The sequence below is a fragment of the Curtobacterium sp. MCBD17_030 genome, assembly GCF_003224255.1.
GTDB lineage: Bacteria > Actinomycetota > Actinomycetes > Actinomycetales > Microbacteriaceae > Curtobacterium.
On sequence record NZ_QKLI01000003.1, the window covers coordinates 81,800 to 104,321 of the forward strand.

A 22,522-nucleotide genomic window follows, 5' to 3' on the forward strand; every position below is an offset into this window, starting at 1 on the left:
GTCCCGCCGCGCTCTTCGAGGTCAGTCACCGGAATTGCTCGACGACGGCCTCGCCCTGGATGATCGCTGCGACGGGACCGGTGGCTGGTCATGGTCCTCTGGACGAGAATCCGCACGTCGTGGTTGCGACTCCGCGCCGCTTCAGGTCACGAGAGGGAAGACGAGATGTTCGGAGCGGTACCGGTGCTGCCGGTGGTCATCCCGCTGAGCGCCGCGCTCTTCGTGGTGCTGATCGCGGTCCTGCGGGCACGACGTTGGTTGACGCTGCCGCGCGCGGCGGTCGCGGCAGCGCTGTCGGTCTACGCCGGCGGCATCTTGGCCAACACCGTGTTCCCGATCTATCTCGACCGGCCCCCGAGTGAAGGGCCGTGGATCCCACCGGTCAACTTCATACCGGTCGTCGGTTACGAGTGGCAGGACGCGGTGGTGAACATGCTGGTGTTCCTGCCGCTCGGGATACTGGTGCCGTTGCTGGTCTCCCGGCCGACGTGGAGGCGGGTCGTGGCGGTGATCGCGGGCATCAGCGTCGCGGTCGAGCTGGCCCAGTTCATCACCGCAGGTCTCGCCGCGGGCGGCCACATCGCAGACGTCAATGACTGGTTGTGCAACACCGCGGGCGGCGCGGTCGGATTCGGACTGCTCACCGTGCTCACCAGGCTCACCGTCGCCGCGTCGCTCATCGACCGTTTCCGCTGGCACGAGCCGTACCGCTCAGAACCGCACCCCGACGACTGAGGCAGCACATCGTCGCCGCCTCAGCATCTCCCGCGCCAGCTCCAGCCGGAACGCCTCGGGCGCGTCAGTGGGGCCAAGGAGCCGTTCCTCCGTCGACGCCGAGCGTCATCCCGCTGACGTAGCTGGACCGATCGCTCAAGAGCCACGCAGCAGCCTCCGCGATCTCTGTGGGTTGCCCGACACGACCGAGTGCGGCGAGTGAACCGAGATGTTCGATGATTCCCGGGACACGCTGTTCCCAGGTCGTCATCATGTCGGTCATCGTCGCGCCGGGTGCGATGGCGTTCACGCGGACGCCCTCGCGCCCGTACTCAGCGGCAGCCGCCCGGCTCATTGCGATGACCGCTGCTTTCGTGGCGCCGTACACACTCTGTTCCGGGGCACCGAATGTGCCGCCGATGCTGCTGACGTTCACGATCGATCCCCCATTCGCGCCCGGAGCGGTCATCGCTCGGAGTTCCGCGCGCATCGCGGCCCAGACTCCCTTGAAGTTCACGTCGACGACGGCATCGAACACGTCGTCGTGAACCTCCGCCAGCCGGGCGCCGCCCTGGCTCCGGCCCGCGTTGTTGAGAGCACCGTCGATCCCGCCCCATCGGGAGACTGCGGCATCGATCGCGCGCTGCACATCGTCAGGAACAGTGGTGTCAGCCTGCGCGACGATCACGTCGCCGCCGTCCTCCCTGATGGTGTTCGCGACCCGTTCCAGTTCGGGGAGACGTCGAGCGGTGAGGAGCAGGCGGGCTCCTTCCCGTGCGAAGAGCCGCGCGGAGTGTTCCCCGATGCCAGCAGAAGCACCTGTGATGAGGATCGTCTTGTCGACGAGGAGATCAGTCATGAGTCGTGCCTTCCTTCGGGCCGTTGTCGATGAGTCGAGCGATCACGGCGTCGCGGACCGTCGCGGACACCTTCTGGTTGTCGGGGTCTTCTGGCACAGCCGCGACCATGTGCGCCACGCCGCGGAGAGCCGCCCGCAGGGCCGCGTCGGCGAGGCGGGCTGAGATGCCATCCGCGAGTACCCCGTCGCGTTGGAGCCGGTCGAAGCTGCCACGGAGCAGCGCTGCGCTCCGTTCGAGGTTCGGGGACTGCGGTCCCACGACGGGGTACATCGCCGGATACAACCCCGGATGACTCCGTGCGAACTCGACGTGTGCGTCCCACCCCGCAGCGATCGCCGCGGCCGGCTCCGACTCGTCCAGAGCGCCCGCGTCCTTCTGCGCGAAGTACTCGTCGAACGCACGGTCGACGACTGCGCTGATGAGCCCGGCACGGTCGCCGTAGTGGTGGTACAGGGTCGGAGCCTGCACGCCGACGGCAGCGCACACGGCCCTCGTCGACACCGCCTCGACCCCGTCGGCGACCGCGATCGCGAGTGCTGCCTGGAGCAGTTGTTCGCGGATGGTTCCCTTGCTCTGTAGCATCGTTACATAGTGTAGCACTGGTACACGCCGATCGTTCTTCGGCTTTGCTGTCTCCTACGAGGTCATCCGGTCGTCCGAGACGGTGGACCGCTGGCGGGCGGTGGCCGTCAGCATCGGAACGGCGATGGCGATGCTGACGATGACCGGGACGAGCGAGGCTTCGAGGCCGAAGGTGCCGCCGGTGAGAACTCCACTGCCGTGGACGGTGGTGATGAAGAGTCCAGGGTTGCGATGCCCGGAGACGGGGATGCCGAGCAGCCCCTCGATGACGTTCCAGGCGAAGTGGATGCCGATGACGAACCAGAGGCTCCGTCGCCAGAGGAACGCGGCACCGAGGAGCACGCCAGCTTCGACTGCGATGGCGAATGAGGTCCACAGCGTCGCACCGGGGTTCATGATGTGCAACGCACCGAAGAGCGCCGCCGTCACGGTGAGGGCGATCCATCGACCATGCTTCGGACCGCCGAGTCGTTCAATCCCCTGGAACAGCAGCCCGCGGAAGGTGAGTTCTTCGATGACGGCAGCGCTGGCGTTCACGGCGATGGCGAGCATGAGGGTCTTGCCGACGTCGCGGGGGGCCCAGTCGATGCTGTACCCGCCGGCGACGAGGACGATGCCGTAGGAGGCCATGACGAAGGCGGCGCCTATCCCGAGGCCGGCGAGCGCCTCGCGGGGAGCCGTCCGGCGGGCGAGCTCGGGGATGCGTCGCCGGGCGATCACGCGCATCGTCAGCACGTAGAACGCGGAACCGGCTGCCATGCCGGTCAGCGCCATGAGCGCCATGCCACTCGGGCCCGACTCAGCACCGATTGCCGTGAAGACGGCGGAGGTGAGGAACACGAGGACGGTCCCGACGACCATCCACGTGACCGGGAACGTCCGGAGTCGGTTGATCACTCCCCGACGATGCGGAGCAGCCGGCGCGGAGGTGTTCGTCATGGTCGTCCTCTTTCTCGGGGTGCAGCGAAAACTGCCTGGACACGACGCTAGGAACCGGCGAGGTGTCCCCGAGTCCCCCGAAGGTCGACAGTGTTCCCTGCACGAGACCGGGCGACGCTAGCGTCGCTCTCATGCGCTTCGGCAGCACGACCTCGCGATGGAGTGAACAACCAGTCATGGTGCGCGACGCCATCGGCGCGATCGCACTCCTCGCGGCTGCGCTGCTGCCACTCGGCATCCCCGGAGTGGAGCTCGGGGAATTGCACCGCAGCCCGCCAGAGTGGGCCGGACCGGTGCTCGCCGTGGCGCAGACGCTGCCCTTGACCTTCCGACGTGTCCGTCCGGCGTTCGTACTGCTCGTGGTCGGCGCCGCGTTCACGACCGCGCAACTGTCCGGTGTCGACTCCGGTCCAGCCGGGCTCGGCGTGCTCGGCGCCCTGTACTCGACGGGCGCGTACCAGGAGCTCCGTCGTGCGATCGTCGCCGTGGCCACCGTCGCTGCGTACGTCCTCCTCGCGCTCGCTCTCGAGGGATCGGGTTCGCCAGAACGCCTGGTGGACTGGGTCACCTTCAGCCTGGTCCTCACGGTGCCGTGGACCGCTGGGCTGCTCGTCCGGCACCGGCTCACCGAGCAGGACGCCCGTGAGGCCGCGGCTTCTCGGGAAGCTGTTCGTCGGGCGAAGGACGCTCTCGCCCGTGACCTCCACGACGTCGTCACGCACCACATCACCGCCATGGTCGTGCAGTCCGAGTCGGCCGCCTACCTCGGACGGGACGACCTCGCTGGCCGTGACGGGACCCTCGAGGTCGTGGGCCGGACGGGCCGGCAGGCGCTGCAGGAACTCCGTTCACTCCTCGGTGCCCTCGAACAGACCACGACGACCACACCCGGAACCTTGCCGGTCACTCCGGTGGGCGGCGACGTGCGCACCGTCGTCGAGCAGCTGGCTGCCACGGGGTACCCCGTGCGGTTCACAGAGCTCGGCGAACCCTCCGAGCCGTCGGCCCCCGTTGCCACCACGTTGCACCGTGTCAGCCAAGAGGCCCTCACGAACGCGATGAAACACGCGCCCGGCGAGCAGGTCACGGTCGCCATGACGCACACCGCGGACGCGATCGAACTGCTCGTCGAGAACAGGATCCGCGGCGGAACGGCCGACATCCCGGGTCGGGGCCTGAGCGGGATGGCGGAACGGGTGGCGCTCGTCGGCGGCACCCTCCGGACAGGGCCGGTCGATGGACTCTTCCGAGTGGCCGCCGTGTTCCCCCGCGGAGCATCACGGTGACCTCGGCGGGCATCGTACGGGTCGCACTCGTCGACGACCAGCTCCTGGTGCGGGACGGCTTCGCCCGGATCATCCGAGCGCAGGCAGACATGGAGGTCGTCGGGCTGGGAGTGAACGGCCGTGACGCAGTGGACCTCGTGCGCTCGATCCACCCGGACGTCCTGGTGATCGACATCCGGATGCCAGTGCTGGACGGGATCTCCGCCATCCGGGAGATCATCTCCTTCGTCGAGGCCGACGCTCTCCAGCCGAGAATCCTCGTCGTCACGACCTTCAACCTCGACGAGTACGTCTTCGAGGCACTCCGTGCAGGAGCGAGCGGGTTCCTCCTCAAGGACTCGACGCCCCGCCGGTTGCTCGACGCGATCCGGACGCTCGCATCCGGCGAAGCCATCGTCGACCCGACCGTCACGCGAGACCTCATCGGAGCATTTGCGGGTCGGATCAGACCAGTACCGACCGAGCCACCCGGCCGGGAACTCCTCACTCCCCGCGAACAGGAAGTGCTGCGGTTGCTGGCGCAGGGCATGTCGAACGCCGAGATAGCGGCAGCGATGTTCGTCACACGGGAGACGGCGAAGACCTACGTGTCCCGCATGCTGCTGAAGCTCGGAGTCCGCGACCGTGTACAGGCGGTCGTGTACGCCTACCGGCACGGGCTCGCCCAGTGAGCACTTCGTGCGTGGCGTGGGGCGGCGGAACTCGTCAGATCGTTCGGACGTTCAACACGGCGTTGCCGCTGCGGCTGATCGTGAGCGCAGCCTGCCAATCCTCAAGAGGGAACGCTGCGGCGACCGGCACTCGGAAGCGTCCCTCGGCCGCGAGTGTGGCGAACTCCGGCAACGCCTTCGCGGTGCCCTGCGACGGGGTTTCTCGTCTGGCTACTTCACCTACGGTCGTTGACCGCGCACCGCTCGAGCAGCGGGTCTGCTGATGTCGCGCTCAGCAGGGCGGTTCGGGATCCTGACCGTTCAGCTCTGGTGCGGAGCCTTTCTCGACGAACGCACGATCTGCTTCCACTGCGAGGTAGGCGGTGATGTCGATGGGCTGAGTCGGGGGGAGGTGGATGTCTTCGGGGCGGACCGGTGCTGCATCAGCTGGTCACTTTCGTTCGACGAGCGGAGGACGAAGGGCCCCGGTGTGTTCACCGGGGCCCTTCGAGTTGTCAGCCGACGAGGACTCGTGGCTGGTCCTGCGCGGCAGGTGCCGCGGCGTCGTGCTCGTCGAGGGCGTGGCCTTCGACGTCGACGTCGGGGAGGACCTTGTCGAGCCACTTGGGGATCCACCAGGCGGAGCGTCCGAGGAGGGACAGCGCGGCTGGCATGAGGACCATGCGGACGATGAACGCGTCCGCGGCGACGCCGACGAGGAGCCCGAACGCGATGGAGGCGCCGATCGCGAACTCCCCGGTGGCGAACCCGCCGAAGACGACGATCATGATGCTCGCCGCAGCGACCAGGACCGGTCCGGATCGGGAGAAGCCCTCGCGGATGGCCTGCTTGGGATCGAGGCCCTTGCGGTACATCTCCTGGATGCGGGAGACGAGGAACACCTGGTAGTCCATCGCGAGTCCGAAGAGCACTCCGACGAGCAGCAGCGGCAGGATGCTCAGCATCGGGTCGCCCTGCGGTGCGGGCAGGAAGTCCAGCCAGCCCCACTGGAACACCGCGACGCTCGCGCCGAAGGATGCGCCGACCGAGAGCAGGTAGCCGAGCGTGGCGATCACGGGGATGAGGAGCGATCGGAACAGGACGATGAGCAGGATGATCGAGATGACGACGATGACGACGACGTACTTCACCAGCGCCTGAGCGAGCTGGTCGTCGGAGTCGATGCCGATCGCGGTCTCACCGGTGACCTCGAGGTGCGCTCCGCTGATGCTGTCAGCGTCGTCACGGATCTGGTGCACCAGGTCCTTGGTGGAGTCGTCGATCGGCCCTTCGGTGGGGATGACCGTGATCCGTGCGTAGTCGCCGTCGGAGCTGACCTGAGCCGGGACGACCTGCTGCACGCCGTCGAGAGCGGTGAGTTCCTTCTCGATCACGGCGGTCTTCGAGGTGATGTCGTCGCCCTCGGCCAGGACGATCAGGGGGCTCTGGATGCCGCCGAACTCGTCGACGATGAGGTTGTAGGCGGTGCGTTCGGTGGACTCCGGGTCGGACCCGCCAGGGACGTTCGAGGCGGTCTTCATGCTGAGCATGGGGAGCGCGACGACGACGAGGACGAGCACCCCGCCCAGGAGAGAAACGATCGGGCGCTTCACGACGAAGCTGCCCCACGAGCGGAGGACGCCGCGCTTCTGCGGGCCGTCTTCAGTGAAGAGTTCCCCGCGCTGCAGCGCCGCACGGTGCTTCTTCGACAGGGCCTTGACGCCCATGAACCGCATCAGTGCCGGCAGCAGGGTGAGCGAGAGCAGGACGGCGACGGCGACGGCGAAGGCGGCGGCGACACCCATCTCGGTGATGTAGCTGAGGTTCGCGACCAGGAGCGCGACGAGGGCGACGACGACGGTCATGCCGGCGAAGACCACGGCGGTGCCGGCGGTACCGGTGGCCCGGGCGATCGCGTCGTCGACCCTCCGTCCGGAGCGGAGTTCGGTCTTGAAGCGGGACAGGATGAACAGGCTGTAGTCGATGCCGACGGCGAGGCCGAGCATGGTGGCGAGGATGATCGCGTTGTCACCGATCGGGGTGAGCGCGCCGTAGGCGAGGACACCGATCAGGCCGACGCCGACGCCGTAGACGGCGACGAGGAGGTTGATGCCCGCAGCCAGCAGCGAGCCGAACGTGATCGCGAGGATGATGAACGCGATGATGACGCCGGCGCCTTCACCCGGGCCGGTGGCCGGGGCGCCGAGGGGAACCAGGTTCCCGCCGAGCTCGACGCCGAGCGCCGGAGGAGCGTTCTCCTGCAGGTCGAGGGCCGCGTCGTAGAACTTCGTCTGCTGGGCCTTCGTCAGGTCGCCGTAGGTCAACGTGGCGACGGCGACCGTGCGGTCCTTGGAGATGTAGGGCTGTTCCGCATTCAGCGGGTCGCTGACGGACTTGACTCCGTCGACCTTGTCGGCCTTCGCGAGGAACGACTCGATCTGCTTCGCAGTCGTCGCGTCCGTGACGTCGCCGGACTTCGGTTGGAACACCAGCTGCAGGGACGCGGTGTCCGCGCCGGTCGTGGAGGGGAACTCCTTGTTCATCCGCTCCAACGCCTGCGATGCCTTGGTGTCGGGGATGCTCGTGGTCGCGGCGTCCTTCTCGATGCCGCTGCCGACGACGAAGATGCCGATCAGCACGGCCATGATCAGGAGCCACGCTCCGATCACCAGCCATCGGAACCGGGCACTGAAGCGCCCGAGGTGGGACAGGAACGTGGACATGCGGTTTCCTTCGTCGTCGTGGTCCGCGAGGTGCGAACAACGTCAACGATCCCGTCCGGGACGCTTCGGCACGGCCTCCTTTTGCAGCGTTCGAACTACTCCATCTGCAGTAGATCCCGCCCCTCCGTGCGTACCGTCAAGACAGGCGACAACGCTCGGGCACCCACCGCTGGCTGAGCGGTGGGTGCCCGAGAAGACCAGGTGGTCGAGTCAGGCGATGAGCCCGGCTTGGTAGGCGTACGCGACCAGTTGGGCCCGGTCGCGGGCGCCGACCTTGGCCATCGCACGGCTCGCGTGGGTCTTCACGGTGAACGGTGAGACGAACAACTCCGCTGCGATGGTGTCGTTGTCATGGCCCTCAGCGATGCTGAGGACGACGTCCCGTTCGCGGGCTGTGAGGGCAGTGAACCGGTCGGCGAGGTCGGCGTCGACGACGCGGACCGGGCTGTCGGTGACGTGCCCGATGAGCGCGGCAGAGGCAGCTGCGGACAGGGCACCTCCCCCGGCGATGACTTCCTGCAGGCTCGCGATCAGCTCAGCTGGTCCGACGCCCTTGCCGAGGAACCCGTTCGCACCAGCCCGGAGTGCCGCGAGGACGGTGTCGTCGTGCTCGAAGGTGGTCAGCACGACGATGCGGGTCTGTTCGGACGGGATACCCTCCCGGATGCGTCGCGTCGTCTCGACGCCGTCGATCCCGGGCATACGGACGTCCATGAGGATGAGGTCGACATCGTGGTCCCGGAGGAAGGCGAGCGCGGCGAACCCGTCCCCTGCTTCACCGACCACGGCGAAGTCGGGGTGCACGTCGATGATGGTCCGCAGTCCGAGCCGGATCATCTCTTGGTCATCGACCAGCAGCACGCGTGTCACGGGGTTGCTCCTTCGCTCCATGGGATCCGCGCCGTGACGGTGAAGACGTCGTCGTCGGTGCCGAGCTGCAGGGTGCCGCCGGCGGACTCGACGCGTTCGCGCATGCCGACGAGTCCGTACCCGCTGCCGTGGGCGGTCGTCGGCGTGGACGCGATCGGGTTCGTGACGCTGATGATCAGGTCAGCCTCGTCCGTCAGCACCGTCAGCGCGGCCTCACCGGTGCCGTACCGGTGCGCGTTGGTCAGCGCTTCTTGCGCCACGCGGAACACCGTCACCCCGCCGGCGTCGTGCACTCGGCGAGCTTGGTCGGTGATCTGCGCGTCGATCGACAGGCCAGCGTCCTGGAACGAGGCGACCAGCTCGTCGATCGTCGACAGGCCGGGTGTCGGGCGGCCCGCGTGATCGTCGTCGGCGGCGTCGCTGCGGAGCATGGCCAGCGTCCGTTGCGTGTCGCTGAGGATCGACTGTACTGCGGTGCGCGCCGCGACCAACGACCGCTGCGTCGCGGCGTCGTCATGGCCGGCGGTGACCTCGACCGCGCCGAGGTGCATGCTCACGACGGCGACCTGGTGGCCGACGATGTCGTGCAGGTCACGGGCGATGCGGACCCGCTCCTCCGCCACTCGCCGCTCAGCTTCTGCCTCCCGCGTGGCGATCGCGTCGCGGGTGCGCTGCTCGAGCGACTCCCAGTACTGGCGCTGCAGCCGCAGCGCTGCGCCCACGGCACCACCGGCGACGACGGCGACGATGACCGCGACGGCGTCGAGACCGACCGCGCGGCCGGCAGACAGGAAACTCGCGAGGCCGAAGACGACGGCCATCGCGAGGGTCGTGACACCGATGCTGCGGGTCGGCGGCAAGCCGCGCAAGGTGAGTGCGAACAGGACGAACACCACGACGGTGCATTCGCCGATCGGCTCCCGCCCTCCGACGATCACCACGACGACGCCAGCCATCGTCGACGTGAGACCGACCTGCGGTAGACGGGCGGCGACGAGCGCGCCGGTGAGGGTCACGAGTGCGCCGATGCCGGCGAGCAGACCGTCGCCGTTGGTGGCGATGACGACCAGTTCCACGATCATCGCGGTGACGCTCACCCACAGCGGGAGGCGCTCGAGCACGGGTTGCGCGCGCAGCCACAGCGGGCGCGGCGTCGCGGGCCCGCCGGGCGTCGGAACGGTCATCCCTCGATTGTGGAGGACGCCGCTGCTCTGCGCGTACTCCATCTGCATCAGGTTCGTCGGTCCCGGAGCACGACGGGCTCGGGTGCTCCCTCGGCGATGCTGGTGATCACAGTCGCACCGATCAAGGGACACGTCATGACCACGCTCATCGCCACCTCACCTTCCATCCCGCCGATGTTCGTCTCGACGCCGGCGGAGCTCGACGACGGGTACGGCCAGCAGGTGCGCCGAACTCGTGCCGGGACGATCGCGCGCGTGCCGTTGCTGCCGCTCTGGGCAGCGGTCGCCACCACGAGCGCGGTGTTGCGGTTCGCCGGCTTCATGGTGCTGGCCACGTCGATGCTCCTCGAGAGCGCAGCGCGGGGCATCATCTCCCGCTGACGAACCCGCCCGCGCTGCAACGCCCTGGAGCGCGTGGGTCAGCGGAGGTGTTCGAGGAGGTGCGCGGTGAACGTGGCCATCAGCGTGTCGAGCGTCACCTTCGGGGTGGAGCCTGCGTAGTAGAAGTCGTGGTCGACCCCGTCGAACCGTCGGGTCTCGACCGGCGCACCGACCTCCACAGCACGCGCGGTGAACTCCTCGATCGAGGGACGCAGCGTGTCGTACTCCGCCGTGACGACCAGGGTCGGTGGCAGTGCGCGGAGCTCGGGCTCGGAGAGGAAAGCGGGCGAGACGAGCGGGTTCTTGCGGTCTGTGCTCTGCAACGGGTAGGCCGCGTCGACCATCTCGAGCATCCCGGCGTTGACGAACGGCTTCTCGATCAGCAAGGTCGCTCCGGCGGGCGGGATCGACAGGTCCACAGCGGGCACGATGAGGGCGGCAGCGCGAACAGCAGGACCGTGCTCGCGTGTCGACTGCGTGAGCGTGCCGAGGGCGAGGTTCCCACCTGCGCTGCTGCCGGTCACCGCGATCCGGGTACCGTCCCATCCCATGGTCTCCCCGGAGCGGGCGACCCACGTGAGCACGTCGAAGCACTCCTCCAACGCCTGCGGGAACCGGGCTCTCGGTGATGTGCTGTAGTCCACGTTCACGACGACGCTGCCGACTTCGCCCGCGATCCCTCGAGCGAGGTGGTTGTCCTGCAGCGGGTTCCCGATCACGAACCCACCACCGTGGGTGTTGATGACCACCGGCGGCGTGACACCGTTCCCGGCGAGCGGGGCGTCAGCGGGAGGCCGCGTGATGTAGCAGCGGATCGAACCGTGACGCGTGGGGACGTGCACGATCTCGTTGTCGGGAACGGTACGGGAAGTGAGTTCCACCTTCGGTGCCCGGATGATGCGCGTGACGAGGGTCGACATCGCCCAGGTCCGGACGCGCATGCCGAGGGGTGCGGCCATGATGTGCTCTCTCATTCGGTCGGGGCTGCTGATGGGATCTGCGGGTCGAGCGTCCTCGCTGGTGCGTGCGACGGACGCAGTGAGGGGGCGCCTCGCAGCGCCCTCCTCACTACGTCCCGGCTACTCGTCGCGCGGCGCGCCGGATCGGACGGAGTCCGGAACGGAGGGGGCTGCCGTTGCGGCTGGGTGGCCACCGGCGGCGGCGTCCTGTCGCGCCTTCTCGAGTTCGTCGGCTTCTGCGCCGCCGATGGCTTCGCCCCGAGCGACCATGCCGGCCGTGTCGGAGAGCTTGATCTGCGGCAGGAACAGGGCGAGCAGGAACGCCACGGCGATGAAGGGCAGCAGGTACCAGAACACCGGCGCGAGGGAGTCAGCGTACGCGTTGACGATGCCGTCCTGTACCGCCTCCGGCAACTTCGCCACGGTCGCCGGGTCGATGCTGCCCGCCGAGGACGCGGCATCGGTCGCGGAACCGCCGGCGCCGCGGAACACGTCGGTCAGCGACGTGGTCAACCGTGCGGTGAACAGTGCACCGAACACGGCGGTGCCGAGAGATGCACCGACCTCACGGAAGTAGTTGTTCGTCGAGGTGGCGGTCCCGACCTGCGATGCGGGCACGGCGTTCTGCGCGACGAGGACCACGACCTGCATGATCAGGCCGAGGCCAGCGCCGAAGACGAACAGGTACACGCAGATCAGCCAGATCGGGGTGTCCGCAGCGAGCTGCGTGAGGCAGAGCATCGCGGCCGCGACGAGGATCGTGCCGACGATCGGGAACACGCGGTAGCGGCCGGTCTTCGAGATCAGGTTGCCGGACGCGATGGAGGTCCCGATGAGGCCGACCATCATCGGCAACATCAGCAGGCCCGAGACCGCGGCCGAGGTGCCGGATGCCATCTGCAGGAACGTCGGGACGAAGCCGATCGCGGCGAACATGCCGATGCCGAGCACGAGACCGATGCCGGTCGCGAGCAGGAAGGTGCGGTTGCGGAAGAAGGACATCGGGAGCACCGGGTCCTCGACGCGGGTCTCGACGAGCACGAGCAACGAAGCGGCGACGACGAGGCCCGCGAACCAGGCCCACGTCTCGAGCGCGTCCCAGCCGTGGTCCTTGTTGCCGCCGAACTCGGAGAAGAACACCAGGCACGTCGTGGCAGCGGACATCAGGAGCACGCCGAGGACGTCGATCCTCTTCTCGGCCTTCTTGGTCGGCAGGGTGAGTGCGAACCAGGCGATGCAGAACGCGGCGATCCCGACGGGGATGTTGATGTAGAACGCCCAGTTCCAGGTGAGGTGGTCGACGAAGAAGCCACCGAGGAGCGGGCCACCGATGGCGGAGAGGCCGAAGATCGCACCGAGCGGGCCGAGGTACTTGCCGCGCTGCGAGGCGGGGACGATGTCCGCGATGATCGCCTGCGACAGGATCATCAGACCACCTCCACCGAGGCCCTGCACCGCACGCCACACGATCAGCTGTGTGAAGTCGCCGGCGAACGCGCAGCCGGCTGATGCGATGGTGAACAGCGCGATGGCGATGAGGAACAGGTTCCGCCGCCCGAGCACGTCACCGAACTTGCCGTAGATCGGCATCACGATGGTGGAGGCGAGCAGGTACCCGGTGGTCAGCCACGCCTGGTGCGCGACACCGCCGAGCTCGCCGACGATGGTCGGCATCGCGGTGGAGACGATCGTCTGGTCGAGGCTGGAGAGCAGCATGCCCGCGATGAGCGCCGAGAAGATGGTCCAGATGCGGCGCTGGGTGAGCAGGAGTGGCCCGTCGGACCGTCCTGCCCGTTTCGCGCTCTTGGTCGAGCTCATGGGGTGTTCTCCAGTTCGTTGATCGAGTGTGCCGCTGTGAGCGGCGTACTGCTGGCCGGGACAGCCGGGCTGTCCGAGTTCGCCATCGCTGTGACGAGGCGGAAGTTGGTGCGGAGGATGTCCTCGAAGGGCGGCCCGTCGTCCTCGGCGAAGAACCGCCACGCGGTCGCTTTGAGCAGTGCGCCGATGATCTCGGCAACGAGCCGCGCGCGGTCGTCGGCCGGGTCTGTCCATCCGAATCGGGAGCGCATGGCGTCGCCGACGAGGTTCATCTGCTGGTCAGTCGCGGTGACGAATCGCGCCACGAGGGAGGGCTCGCGTTCCAGGACGTCCCGCATGAGGGCTTCTTCGCCGCGGTCGAGACCGACGACGTGGAGGTGTTCGATCGCCAGGGCGACCGCCGCTTCGAAGGGAGCGAGGTCGGGATCGACCGCTGCTCCCGCAGCGAAGGTGGCAAGCAGGTCGTCTTCGACGCCGAGCTCGATCCCGAGCACGACGTCTTCCTTCGAGGCGAAGTGGTTGAAGAAGGTCCGACGGGACACCCCGACTTCTTCGCAGAGCTGCTCGATGGTGAACCCGTTCAGGCCGTCCGCGATCGTGCGGCGACGGGCCGTGGCGATCATGCGACGGCGAAGCAGTCGCGTCCGCTCAGTTGTGTTCACACTCTGCAGTTTTGCACTTTGCCGCAAGAAGTGCAACTACCCGAAGTCGGAGGTGCCGACTTCGTTGGCCGTGTGGCATGGATGCAACAACGCTCCGTGGTGCGGACGAAAGTGTCCGGCACCACGGAGCGTCGTGGATCCGCGGGTGGATCAGGCCGTGTGGAAGCGGCGGAAGGCTTCCTCGAGCGTCTCGGTCGGGTGACCGGTCAGCGTGGAGAGGACCGTCGAGGGTCCGTCGAGCGCGCCGTCGGCGACGGCGGCGTCGAGGCCGACGAGGAACCCGATCGTGCCTTCGTCGAGACCTGCAGCGACGAGTGCTTCCTGGTGCTCCTCCGACGAGACGCCGGCGTACGCGACGTCGCGTCCGAGGACACGGCTGGCGGTGGCGGCGAACTCGGCGCCGTCCCAGGCGGTGTCGCCGGCGAGCTCGAGTGTCTCGCCCCGGTGTGCGTCCGCCGCGGCGACGACGGCTGCGGCTTCGGCGTAGTCGGAGCGGGAGGCCGAGGCGATCCGGCCGGTGCCGCTGCTGGCGAGCCACTGGCCGGTTGCCGCGATCTGGGCGAACGCCTGCTCGTAGTTCTCGTTGTACCAGTTGTTCCGGAGCACGGTCGCCGTGACGGGCGAGGCCGCGAGGAGGTCCTCGGTGGCCTTGTGCTCAGGAGCGACGAACAGCGTCGACGTATCAGCGCGGGGAGCGCTGGTGTAGACGATGTGCTGTACGCCGGCCTGCTCCGCAGCACGGATGGCGTTGGTGTGCTGCGGCACACGCTGACCGACCTCGCTACCGGAGACGAGCACCAGGGTCTCGACGCCGTCGAACGCGGACGCGAGGGCCGCCGGATCGGTGTAATCGGCAACGGCGGTGCGGACACCGGAGTCAGCGAACAGCGCGGAGAGGCGCTCGGCGTTCCGGCCGATGGCGACGACGTCGCTGGATGGGACGCCACGAGCGAGGAGGTGTTCGACGATCAGGCGACCGAGGTTGCCGGTCGCACCGGTGACGGCGATCGTCACTTGATGACCCCGAGACCGTCGGTCCATCCGATCTGCTCGGAGACGGCCAGGCCCATCTGGAGGAAGCCGATGCCCTCGAGCTCGTGGGCACGGGCGAGGGGGCCGGCGTCGTAGGCGTCGAGGCCACCGGCGGTGATCGCGTCGCGGAGAGCGGCCTTCGCGTCGGCGTCGTCGCCGGCGATGAGCACGGCGGTCTTCTTGCCGCCGACGCTCTTCGTGGCCAGCGCGCCGGCGAAGTTGGTGTTGAACGCCTTGACGACGTGCGACTCGGGCAGGCGGGCGGCGAGGTCCGCGGCACCGCTGCCGGCGTCGAAGACGACCGGCTGGAAGGTGGCGAAGTCGACGGTGTTCGTGATGTCCACGACGGTCTTGCCGGCGAGGGCGCTCTTGTACTTGTCGGCGATCTCGGGGAGGGCGGCGTACGGCACTGCGAGGACGACGATGTCGCCGGCGAAGGAGGTGGGCTCGTCGCTGTGCTTGATCGACTCGACGGTGGCTCCTCCATCGGAGAAGACGGAGGCGATCGCGGTGCCCATGTTGCCGGTGCCGAGGATGCTGATGCTGGTCATGATGCGTGCTCCTGTTTCAGAGGTGGTGCGGTTGGAGAGGGTGATCAGAGGGCGGCGAAGCCGAGGATCGCGCTGACGATCGAGAGGATCGCCAGGACGATCGGAGCCGCCGGGGACTCCTTGCGGCGCACGTGGACGACCACGGCGCCGAGCATGAGGACAGCGAGGAGGATCGCGGCGATCGGGGTGAGGACCGGAGCGACGCCGAGCAGCAGGGGCAGGATCAAGCCGATCGCACCGAGGACCTCCGCGAGGCCGATGAGCTTGACGTGACTGCTGGCGAAGTCGGCTGCCCAGCCCATGCCGCTACTGGCGAGGGCCTCCGCGGGACGGGCCAGCTTCATCAGGCCGGCTCCGAGGAACGCGAGTGCCAGGAGGCCGTTGATGATCCAGAGTGCGATGAGCATGATCTTCCTTGTGCTTGAAAGTTGAAGTAACGAGGTCGACAATACACAGAGTTTTGTTGAACGGTCAAGTTTTTTCTGCGACGATGTGCGCATGGACGAACCGCGCTGGCTCAACAAGACCGAGGCGGCAGCCTGGATGGATCTCCTCGCGATCATCGAGCTGCTGCCCTCGGCGCTCGACGCGCAGCTCAAGCGTGACTTCGCGATGACCCGCTTCGAGTACAACGTCCTCGCGATGCTCAGCGAGTCACCCGACGACAGCGCTCCGATGAGCAGCCTGGCCTTCCTCACCAACGGCTCACTCTCCCGTCTGTCACACGCGGTGACGAAGCTCGAGAAGCGTGGGTGGGTGCGTCGCGTGCCGTCCGAGACGGACAAGCGCTCGCTCGTGGCCACCCTGACAGCGGACGGACGAGCACTCATCGAGCGGGCGGCTCCGCATCACGTCGAGGAGGCTCGACGCGCGTTCTTCGACGCGATCCCGCCCGAGCGGGTCGGCGATCTCGCCGAGATCCTGCGGCCGATCGCCGCGAACCTCCTGACACCGGACCCCGCCTGCGGGCCGGCGGTCCGCGCCGCCGCTGCGCCGGTGGCTCACGACTGACCGACGACTCCACAGGCCACCCACTCCACAGACCCCCGACCGCTCGGACTGGCACCCGTCAGTCCGTTGCTCCGCCGTGCCCGCTCATCCGATGCGGCCGCCCCTCTCAGAACGGAAGTCCCATGAGCACGATCGACACGACAACCCGCCGCCCGAGCCGCCTCCGCGGGGTCCTCGTCGCGACTGTCCTCGCCGCCGTCATCGGCAGCATCGCCAACGCGATCATCGCCGTCAGTGCCCTCGCGGCCGGTGCTGACCCCGCAGTGCAAGGCCTGACGCCGCCGGCCTACATCACCTTCACCGTCGTCGGGGTCCTGATCGGCGCGATCGGGTGGGCGCTCATCAGCCGCACGCGTTCGGCTGGGCGCGCGCTCGCGATCCTCGTCCCGGTCGTACTGGTGCTCTCCCTCATCCCCGACGTGCTCCTCGCCGTCAGTGGTGACTCCGCTGCGATGACAGCAGGAGTGGCGCTGGGCATCATGCACCTCGTGACGACGGCGGTTGCGGTGCCGATCTACCGCACGTTCCTCCCGATCGCACGCTGACTCCTCCTCCCGCCCGCCAGCTGACGACACCTTCGTCGCCCAGCTGGCGGGCGTCCTGCATCCAGGCCCGCTCCTGCCGCGACGAGCCATCAGGAACCGGTTCCAGGAGGTTGTTGACAGTTCAACAAAACCGCGTACAGTGATGGGCATTACTTGATCGTTCAAGTATCCGGTTCCGGCAGCAGCAGCTCGCGCGGCCCGGGACCCAACGACGTCGAACTCTGCAGGAGCAGCAATGAACCCCCTCGACACTTCTTCGGACCCGCACCCCGCCCCGAACGCGGCCGCGCCTGGCACCCCGGACCGTGAGGTCGCGGAGTTCGGCGCCGTGCACCTCGAGGTCACCGACCTCGGCCGTTCCACCGCGTTCTGGACCGATGTCATCGGTCTCGTCCTGCGGTCCGAGTCCCAGGACGAGGTCGAGCTCGGTACGAAGGCGCGGACGCTCGTCACCCTGCACCCGGGCGCTCGGACCGGATTCCTGCAGGGCCACAGTGGGCTGTACCACCTCGCCGTGCACCCGCCGACAGAAGCGGACTTCGCACGGATCCTGCTCCGCCTCATCCGGGTCGGCTGGCAGATCTCGCCGACCGACCACGTCATGTCGAAGGCGATCTACCTCCTCGACCCGGACGGCATCACCGTCGAGATCACCCTCGAGACGCCGGAACGTCTCCGCGGGTTCCACTTCGACGACAACGGCCCGTACGTGCTCCGCCAGGACGGCAGCCGTTCCAACGGTCGCGAGCCGCTCGACGTTCGCACCGTCCTGAACGCACTGCCGGACGACGACACCGCCCTCCCCGTCCCGGAGGGCACGAAGATCGGCCACGTTCACCTGTACGTCGGTGACCTCGAAGCCGCATACGGCTTCTACCGCACGTTCGGGTTCAACCAGGCCGTGTGGGCACCCCGATTCCACATGGGCGACCTCGGTGGTGGCGGCGCGTTCAACCACCGCATCGCAGTGAACACCTGGCAAGGCGTCGGCGCACCGCAATCACCCGCAGGGACCGCCCGCATGCGCGCCTTCACCCTCCGCCTCGACACCCACGAGCGCCTCGACCACGTCCTCGGAACCGTCGACGGACCCATCGAGGAATCCGACGCAGGCTTCCTCGTCCGTGACCCCAGCCTGAACACGCTGCTGCTCTCCGCCAACTGACCACCGCTCCCAGCCGAAGGACAAGACCATGAGCACCACCGACGACAACAAGACCATCGCCCGCACCTTCTACGACGCCTACAACGGCAGCGACCTGCAGGCCGCGTTCGACACCTACATCTCGCAGGACCTCGTCAACCACACCAACGGCGGCGCGATGAACAGGGACATGTGGATGGGTTCCGACCTCGCCGCGAAGACCGCGGTCCCCGACCAGACCATGACGATCCTCGGCCAGGCTGCCGACGGCAACACCGTCTACACCCATTGGGTCCTCGAGGGCACCTTCAGCAACGGTGACCTGTTCGGCATCCCCGCGAACGGCAACGCGACCCGTCTCGAAGCCGTCGCCGTCGACGTCATCCGCGACGGCCAGATCGTCGAGCACAACGCCATCGGCGACTTCACCGCCTTCATGAGCCAGCTCACCGCTCAGTGAGCACCGTCCACGAGCCGATGCAATAGCGGACGCACTCGACAACGGGCGGAACGATCGCTGGCGGGACCGCACCGGATGAGCCGGGGTCGAGCACAGCTCCCCCGGCTCAGCCGGCCACCTTCGACTCCGCCAGCTGTTTCAGTCGCCGATCGTCTACCGAACGAGGCTTCCTTGCAACGAACGCGAGCCTCGTACCACGACCGAGGTCGCAGAATCGCTGACGCCTTGCGCGAGCGGAGTGGCCCTCGCGTCGCGTCGTGGACCGGAACGTCCCAACCGGAACCGTTCGGCGACAAGTTGAACGCGGAGGAGACACGTTGCGTGCGCGGCGGCGACAACTCCCTGTCGATGGACTCACTACTTGTCGCCAACTCCGCTCACGAGTCTCGGCGACGGCGCGCGTGTCACTCGATCTGACCAAACATGTTGTCGCCGTTTCGGCGGCGCTACGACGGTCTCGGTAGCCGATCGTCTACTGAGGCAGTTGCGTGCGTGGAGCCGTTCTGCGCCCGATCGCTAGCCATGCCACTGGCCCGAGGACGGGTGCCGTAAGGATCAGGGCCGCCCAGGCCAGAGCGAGCAACGGCGACAGCTGTGAGGCTCTCCTGCCGAGCGAGGCGATGGTGATCACGATGAGCACGACGGATGCCGCTGCAACGACGGACCACGCAATGTCGTAGACCGGTGGAATCAGTGGGTTGTGCTCTTCCATCCGACGAGCGCTGGTCTCGCGGCTGAGTTAGTCCTCGTCCTGCTGTGGCGACCGTGTGGCTCGGACGATCTGCCAGATGGAGAAGGCGAGCACGCCAGCACCGGCGAAGCCAGCAATCCAGGAACCCGCGACTCCAAGCATCGGCTCGGTCGTGCAGAAGCTCGTACCTTCACCCTGGGCGGCATCGGCGCAGCTGCTCACCTGTATCAGGGTCAGGAACAGCACCGTAACGGTCACGACGACGGCAACGGTGCTCCAGCCGATCACTCGATCCACGATGCGCTCCGTCCATGACGCGACCAGGTGTTGCCCACCGTGGCATATGCCGGGGTCGCGCACCAGTCTCGATCCCGCGACGGAATCTGGACGTGACGACGTCGTGGGCAGGTCGACCGGTAGCCCATCGGCTATCGAACGCTCGGCGCACACGCGACGCGGCCGTTCCGTGGGTGGTCATTGTGATGATCAGCAAACGCGACTCGCAGGGTTGCGGGGCCATCTAGGTAGTGGCACTATCCATGCATGAGTAGCGAGGGCTTGCGTCCGGAGATCGTGCGAGCCGGGCTGCCGCTGGTCGCTCTGGCGCTGCTCGTGGACGCCCCAGGCCACGGCTATGCCCTCATCGAGCGGTTGCGCGAGGAGGGATTCGAGCGAATCCAAGGCGGCACGCTCTACCCGCTGCTGCGCCGACTCGAAGAGCGGGGCTTCGTGACGCATGAGTGGCGACACGACGAGGCAGGCCCCGGACGCAAGGACTTCTCCATCACGGCCGCCGGCCGCGAGGAGCTGGCGCGGGCGCGGGCGGAGTGGACTCGCGTCGGAGAGGCGATCGAACGAGCATGAGGAACCGCCATGGGGTATGAGCAAGATCTGACTTTCCAGCTACGACTGCGGGGACGTGATGAGGAAGAGATAGCTGACACGCTTCGCGAGTTGCGTGCTCACGGCATCGACTCCGCGTCTCTACTTGAGGAGTTCGGCACGCCTGAGGAGTACGCGGAACGCTTCGAGAAGACGAAGCGGCGCACTCTTGGAGCACGCATCACGATCGGAGGAGCGACCGCCGCGATCGGATGGGTGCTGGCATGGATAGCAGTCAGCTTCGTCCGCAAGCTCGTCCTCGATATCGATCCGCCCCTCGACGGCATCGTCGAGCCCTGGAGCATCAGCGTGGGCGCCCTCGCAATCATCATGATCGGGGTGGTGGCAGGCTTCCTCGTGGACCGTCTACGGCCAGCGCAGCGCGCCAAATGACTCCTCGGCGCCGATGCGCCCCCGCTGGGTGTGCCGGTAGACGATCGGCCACCGGACGCCGAGTGCTGGAACGATGAGCGCGTGACGTTCCACACCGTGACCGAGCATGACGTCGAACCCCTCCGTGCTTTCCTACGCGACGCCGACCTCACCCTTGCCGGTCTCGACGAGCCGACCGTTCACCTCTGGATCGAACAGGACGAAGCCGGGACAGTGATCGGCAGCACCGGCTTCGAGCTGAGCCGGGACGGCACCCACGCGCTGATCCGGAGCGTCGCCGTCGCGCCCGACCGTCGTGCGGCCGGTGCCGGCTCGCGCCTCGCAATGTTCGGTCTCGAACAAGCGGCACAGGCGGGGGCATCGTGTGCGTGGCTGTTCTCTCGACGGTCGGGGCCGTTCTGGCAGAAGCTCGGCTTCACCAACGCCGACCGAGAACGCCTGGCGGCCGTGCTACCCGAGACGCAACAGGTACGCCTGTTCGTCGGAACCGGTCAGCTTGGCACCGAAGTCGCATGGTCACGCACCCTCACCGACCTGTGCCGATAGACGATCCTTCACCGGGCGTCTGGTCGACTCAGGGCCCCGGTCGCGGCGATTGGCGGGGGTTGAGGAGATCGCCGTCCCAGCTCAGGTCGTCACCCACGTGTACCTCGAAGGCCTCGTAGCGGTCGTCCGCGAGGACCTTGTCAACGAGCGTGCGCGAGCCAGCGACGATCGTTGAGTCCCAGTCTTCCTCCGAGGCGACGACCCAGGCGTGATCCTCCGGCCAGATCAGCGACGTATAGGGCCCTTCCTGCCCGGGGCGGCTGCAATCCCACCCCGGGACGGTGCGCTGCGCCCACGTCGGGTCCGCAAGCTCGCTCAAGCTTGAGCTGAACAACCACATGTCCCGACCGGGCCAGTGCAGCTGCATACGAGCTCGCGCACGGGCCTGCTGCCCGCGCTCGGCCCAGGGCGGGTTGCCGGTGCCTTCCCACGCTGCGATGACCAAATCGTCCGGAGTCCGGGTCGCGTCCCGCAGGTGCGTCGTCAGGACCGCGAGATCCTCGGGGTCGAACCATCCCTCGTCGGTCTGGTCGACCCGCCATCCGTCAGGCCAGTCCCTCGTCTGTTCGTCGTCGGTGAGGCGGCGCCACTGCACCAGGGGATGCATCACCTTGTCGTTGCGCCTTGCGACCTCAGCCCACCGCCAACGCGTGTGCTCGATGTCGCGATCGTTGCCCCACACGTCGGTCCTGTTCGGGTCGGCACGGTGCGCGCCGACCGGGTGCAGCAGCCGCGCGTACGCCTCGAAGCCCGTGCCAGCGACACCGCCGACAGTCGCCCATCGGCCGGCTCGCTCGACGAGCCACGCCCCGCGCACGGCTTCGGTCAGCAGAATCACCCGGCCAGCCTGGCACGGCAGACGCCGTCGTCCGCGCGAAGCAGACTCAGTCGACGATCGGCTACCGGACTGCATCCCACCCTGCTGGCAGCTGCGGGGCGACCCAGTTCGGTTGCGGCGTCCACCGGGACCAATCCGCATCAAACGGGAACGAGCCGGCGTGCACGGCAGCAGCGGCCTTCTCGCCCGTGCGTTCGATCATCGAGCGATCTGCTTCCGAGACCAGGCCCTCGTCCGCGTAGAAGGCGAGTTCGTCTTCGTCCTTGTACCGAACCGACCAACGCCCCTCAACGTGCCGACGTGCGACGACGTCGAGAGTCCAGTCCTGACTGTCGAAGCCCATTGAGGTTCGGACCCACGGCAGCTCGAGGTTGATGTACCAGTCCGGGAGCCACTGCTTCCCGTCGTGCCAGCGCCACACCGACCACGCTGCCCCCTTCGGGTGCACGCGAACCACGGGCGCTCCGAACCAGCTGTCCTCGACGTAGGAACCATCCCAGTCCGCGGGCAGGACGAGCCTTGCGTTCGGCCCGCTCCCGACACCAGCTCGACGCCGGACCGCGGCACCGAGCGGGCTTGCGACCACGGCGACGTCGTCGTCGTCGACGAGCACTCGGCCCGCGACCGCGAACGAAACTGCCCGGCCGCGGGAGCCGAAGGCGTGCAGACTACGGAGGGCTACGGATTCACCAGCACGGAACGGTTCGCTCCGCACGTCTTTTGCAACGTCGTCGTGCATCCTTTGATGCTCGCACAGCAACATTGGCGCCTCACCCGTCCCGGTAGCCGATCGGCTGTCGA

Annotated in this window: 27 protein-coding genes; 11 read left to right on the top strand and 16 right to left on the bottom strand. The window is 67.7% G+C overall.

Annotated features, from left to right (window positions below):
* The first annotated feature begins 90 nt into the window (after nt 1-90).
* Nucleotides 91-735 carry a VanZ family protein gene (locus tag DEI89_RS04490; RefSeq protein ID WP_258368733.1) on the top strand — a complete coding sequence of 215 codons (645 nt, stop codon included), beginning with the start codon at nt 91-93 and terminating at the stop codon, nt 733-735.
* Between the two features lie 64 nt (nt 736-799).
* Here the strand turns inward: DEI89_RS04490 and DEI89_RS04495 are convergent, their stop codons facing one another.
* From DEI89_RS04495 to DEI89_RS04505, 3 genes are read right to left on the bottom strand one after another with little or no spacing between them, the layout of a single operon-like run.
* Complete coding sequence (locus tag DEI89_RS04495) at nt 800-1,573, bottom strand: SDR family NAD(P)-dependent oxidoreductase (RefSeq protein ID WP_110902854.1); 774 nt, start codon at nt 1,571-1,573, stop codon at nt 800-802.
* Nucleotides 1,566-2,156: a TetR/AcrR family transcriptional regulator gene (locus tag DEI89_RS04500; protein WP_110902855.1), complete on the bottom strand. Its 591-nt coding sequence runs from the start codon at nt 2,154-2,156 to the stop codon at nt 1,566-1,568. The genes DEI89_RS04495 and DEI89_RS04500 overlap by 8 nt, the downstream gene beginning before the upstream one ends.
* A 54-nt stretch (nt 2,157-2,210) precedes the next feature.
* Entirely contained in the window at nt 2,211-3,095 is an 885-nt protein-coding gene (locus DEI89_RS04505; protein WP_110902856.1) for a CPBP family intramembrane glutamic endopeptidase, read from the bottom strand.
* A gap of 176 nt (nt 3,096-3,271) precedes the next feature.
* Between DEI89_RS04505 and DEI89_RS04510 the strand changes: the two genes are divergently transcribed.
* Both DEI89_RS04510 and DEI89_RS04515 read left to right on the top strand, forming a co-directional pair.
* A complete protein-coding gene (locus DEI89_RS04510; RefSeq protein ID WP_181421494.1) occupies nt 3,272-4,381 on the top strand; it encodes a sensor histidine kinase in 1,110 nt (369 codons plus the stop codon).
* Nucleotides 4,378-5,052: a response regulator transcription factor gene (locus DEI89_RS04515; RefSeq protein ID WP_258366230.1), complete on the top strand. Its 675-nt coding sequence runs from the start codon at nt 4,378-4,380 to the stop codon at nt 5,050-5,052. Before DEI89_RS04510 ends, DEI89_RS04515 begins: the two co-directional genes overlap by 4 nt.
* Nucleotides 5,053-5,546: 494 nt before the next feature.
* Here the strand turns inward: DEI89_RS04515 and DEI89_RS04520 are convergent, their stop codons facing one another.
* The 3 genes from DEI89_RS04520 to DEI89_RS04530 form a co-directional block, all read right to left on the bottom strand.
* The gene (locus tag DEI89_RS04520; protein WP_110902858.1) at nt 5,547-7,754 is read right to left on the bottom strand and encodes an MMPL family transporter; all 2,208 of its coding nucleotides are present in this window, start codon (nt 7,752-7,754) and stop codon (nt 5,547-5,549) included.
* Nucleotides 7,755-7,964: 210 nt separating this feature from the next.
* Complete coding sequence (locus DEI89_RS04525) at nt 7,965-8,624, bottom strand: response regulator transcription factor (RefSeq protein WP_110902859.1); 660 nt, start codon at nt 8,622-8,624, stop codon at nt 7,965-7,967.
* On the bottom strand, nt 8,621-9,808 hold the full coding sequence (locus tag DEI89_RS04530; RefSeq protein ID WP_181421495.1) for a sensor histidine kinase: 1,188 nt from the start codon (nt 9,806-9,808) through the stop codon (nt 8,621-8,623). Before DEI89_RS04530 ends, DEI89_RS04525 begins: the two co-directional genes overlap by 4 nt.
* Nucleotides 9,809-9,943: 135 nt before the next feature.
* Here DEI89_RS04530 and DEI89_RS04535 point away from each other — a divergent pair, with 135 nt between their 5' ends.
* Nucleotides 9,944-10,189 (top strand): hypothetical protein, encoded by a 246-nt coding sequence (locus DEI89_RS04535; protein WP_146236676.1) that lies wholly within the window; start codon nt 9,944-9,946, stop codon nt 10,187-10,189.
* 38 nt (nt 10,190-10,227) lie between these two features.
* Here the strand turns inward: DEI89_RS04535 and DEI89_RS04540 are convergent, their stop codons facing one another.
* The 6 genes from DEI89_RS04540 to DEI89_RS04565 all read right to left on the bottom strand — a co-directional run bounded on the left by DEI89_RS04540 (nt 10,228) and on the right by DEI89_RS04565 (nt 15,618).
* Complete coding sequence (locus tag DEI89_RS04540; protein ID WP_181421496.1) at nt 10,228-11,148, bottom strand: alpha/beta hydrolase; 921 nt, start codon at nt 11,146-11,148, stop codon at nt 10,228-10,230.
* Nucleotides 11,149-11,268: 120 nt separating this feature from the next.
* A complete protein-coding gene (locus DEI89_RS04545) occupies nt 11,269-12,966 on the bottom strand; it encodes an MDR family MFS transporter (RefSeq protein ID WP_110902863.1) in 1,698 nt (565 codons plus the stop codon).
* Nucleotides 12,963-13,589 carry a TetR/AcrR family transcriptional regulator gene (locus DEI89_RS04550; RefSeq protein WP_110902864.1) on the bottom strand — a complete coding sequence of 209 codons (627 nt, stop codon included), beginning with the start codon at nt 13,587-13,589 and terminating at the stop codon, nt 12,963-12,965. The genes DEI89_RS04545 and DEI89_RS04550 overlap by 4 nt, the downstream gene beginning before the upstream one ends.
* Nucleotides 13,590-13,778: 189 nt before the next feature.
* The gene (locus tag DEI89_RS04555; RefSeq protein ID WP_110902865.1) at nt 13,779-14,642 is read right to left on the bottom strand and encodes an SDR family oxidoreductase; all 864 of its coding nucleotides are present in this window, start codon (nt 14,640-14,642) and stop codon (nt 13,779-13,781) included.
* Nucleotides 14,639-15,211: an NADPH-dependent F420 reductase gene (locus tag DEI89_RS04560; protein WP_110902866.1), complete on the bottom strand. Its 573-nt coding sequence runs from the start codon at nt 15,209-15,211 to the stop codon at nt 14,639-14,641. Before DEI89_RS04560 ends, DEI89_RS04555 begins: the two co-directional genes overlap by 4 nt.
* 44 nt (nt 15,212-15,255) lie before the next feature.
* Entirely contained in the window at nt 15,256-15,618 is a 363-nt protein-coding gene (locus DEI89_RS04565) for a DoxX family protein (protein ID WP_110902867.1), read from the bottom strand.
* A gap of 91 nt (nt 15,619-15,709) precedes the next feature.
* Here DEI89_RS04565 and DEI89_RS04570 point away from each other — a divergent pair, with 91 nt between their 5' ends.
* The 4 genes from DEI89_RS04570 to DEI89_RS04585 all read left to right on the top strand — a co-directional run bounded on the left by DEI89_RS04570 (nt 15,710) and on the right by DEI89_RS04585 (nt 18,371).
* Nucleotides 15,710-16,222, top strand: a complete 513-nt coding sequence (locus DEI89_RS04570; protein ID WP_110902868.1) for a MarR family winged helix-turn-helix transcriptional regulator — start codon at nt 15,710-15,712, stop codon at nt 16,220-16,222.
* Between the two features lie 122 nt (nt 16,223-16,344).
* A complete protein-coding gene (locus tag DEI89_RS04575) occupies nt 16,345-16,767 on the top strand; it encodes a DUF6069 family protein (RefSeq protein ID WP_220033149.1) in 423 nt (140 codons plus the stop codon).
* A gap of 235 nt (nt 16,768-17,002) precedes the next feature.
* The gene (locus DEI89_RS04580) at nt 17,003-17,932 is read left to right on the top strand and encodes a VOC family protein (RefSeq protein ID WP_110902869.1); all 930 of its coding nucleotides are present in this window, start codon (nt 17,003-17,005) and stop codon (nt 17,930-17,932) included.
* A gap of 28 nt (nt 17,933-17,960) precedes the next feature.
* Complete coding sequence (locus tag DEI89_RS04585) at nt 17,961-18,371, top strand: ester cyclase (RefSeq protein WP_110902870.1); 411 nt, start codon at nt 17,961-17,963, stop codon at nt 18,369-18,371.
* A 472-nt stretch (nt 18,372-18,843) separates the two neighbouring features.
* Here the strand turns inward: DEI89_RS04585 and DEI89_RS04590 are convergent, their stop codons facing one another.
* Entirely contained in the window at nt 18,844-19,083 is a 240-nt protein-coding gene (locus DEI89_RS04590) for a PLDc N-terminal domain-containing protein (protein ID WP_110902871.1), read from the bottom strand.
* Nucleotides 19,084-19,110: 27 nt separating this feature from the next.
* Entirely contained in the window at nt 19,111-19,359 is a 249-nt protein-coding gene (locus DEI89_RS04595; protein WP_181421497.1) for a hypothetical protein, read from the bottom strand.
* Between the two features lie 246 nt (nt 19,360-19,605).
* Between DEI89_RS04595 and DEI89_RS04600 the strand changes: the two genes are divergently transcribed.
* From DEI89_RS04600 to DEI89_RS04610, 3 genes are all read left to right on the top strand, one after another.
* Nucleotides 19,606-19,926 (top strand): PadR family transcriptional regulator, encoded by a 321-nt coding sequence (locus DEI89_RS04600; protein ID WP_110902873.1) that lies wholly within the window; start codon nt 19,606-19,608, stop codon nt 19,924-19,926.
* Nucleotides 19,927-19,935: 9 nt separating this feature from the next.
* A complete protein-coding gene (locus DEI89_RS04605) occupies nt 19,936-20,337 on the top strand; it encodes a hypothetical protein (protein WP_110902874.1) in 402 nt (133 codons plus the stop codon).
* A gap of 81 nt (nt 20,338-20,418) precedes the next feature.
* Nucleotides 20,419-20,883, top strand: coding sequence for a GNAT family N-acetyltransferase (locus DEI89_RS04610; protein ID WP_220034513.1), 465 nt, complete (start codon nt 20,419-20,421; stop codon nt 20,881-20,883).
* 28 nt (nt 20,884-20,911) lie between these two features.
* On the opposite strand, the gene DEI89_RS04615 is transcribed toward DEI89_RS04610, so the two are convergent.
* The gene (locus tag DEI89_RS04615) at nt 20,912-21,721 is read right to left on the bottom strand and encodes a hypothetical protein (protein WP_110902875.1); all 810 of its coding nucleotides are present in this window, start codon (nt 21,719-21,721) and stop codon (nt 20,912-20,914) included.
* Between the two features lie 61 nt (nt 21,722-21,782).
* The gene (locus DEI89_RS04620) at nt 21,783-22,460 is read right to left on the bottom strand and encodes a DUF402 domain-containing protein (RefSeq protein WP_181421498.1); all 678 of its coding nucleotides are present in this window, start codon (nt 22,458-22,460) and stop codon (nt 21,783-21,785) included.
* Between the last annotated feature and the right edge of the window lie 62 nt (nt 22,461-22,522).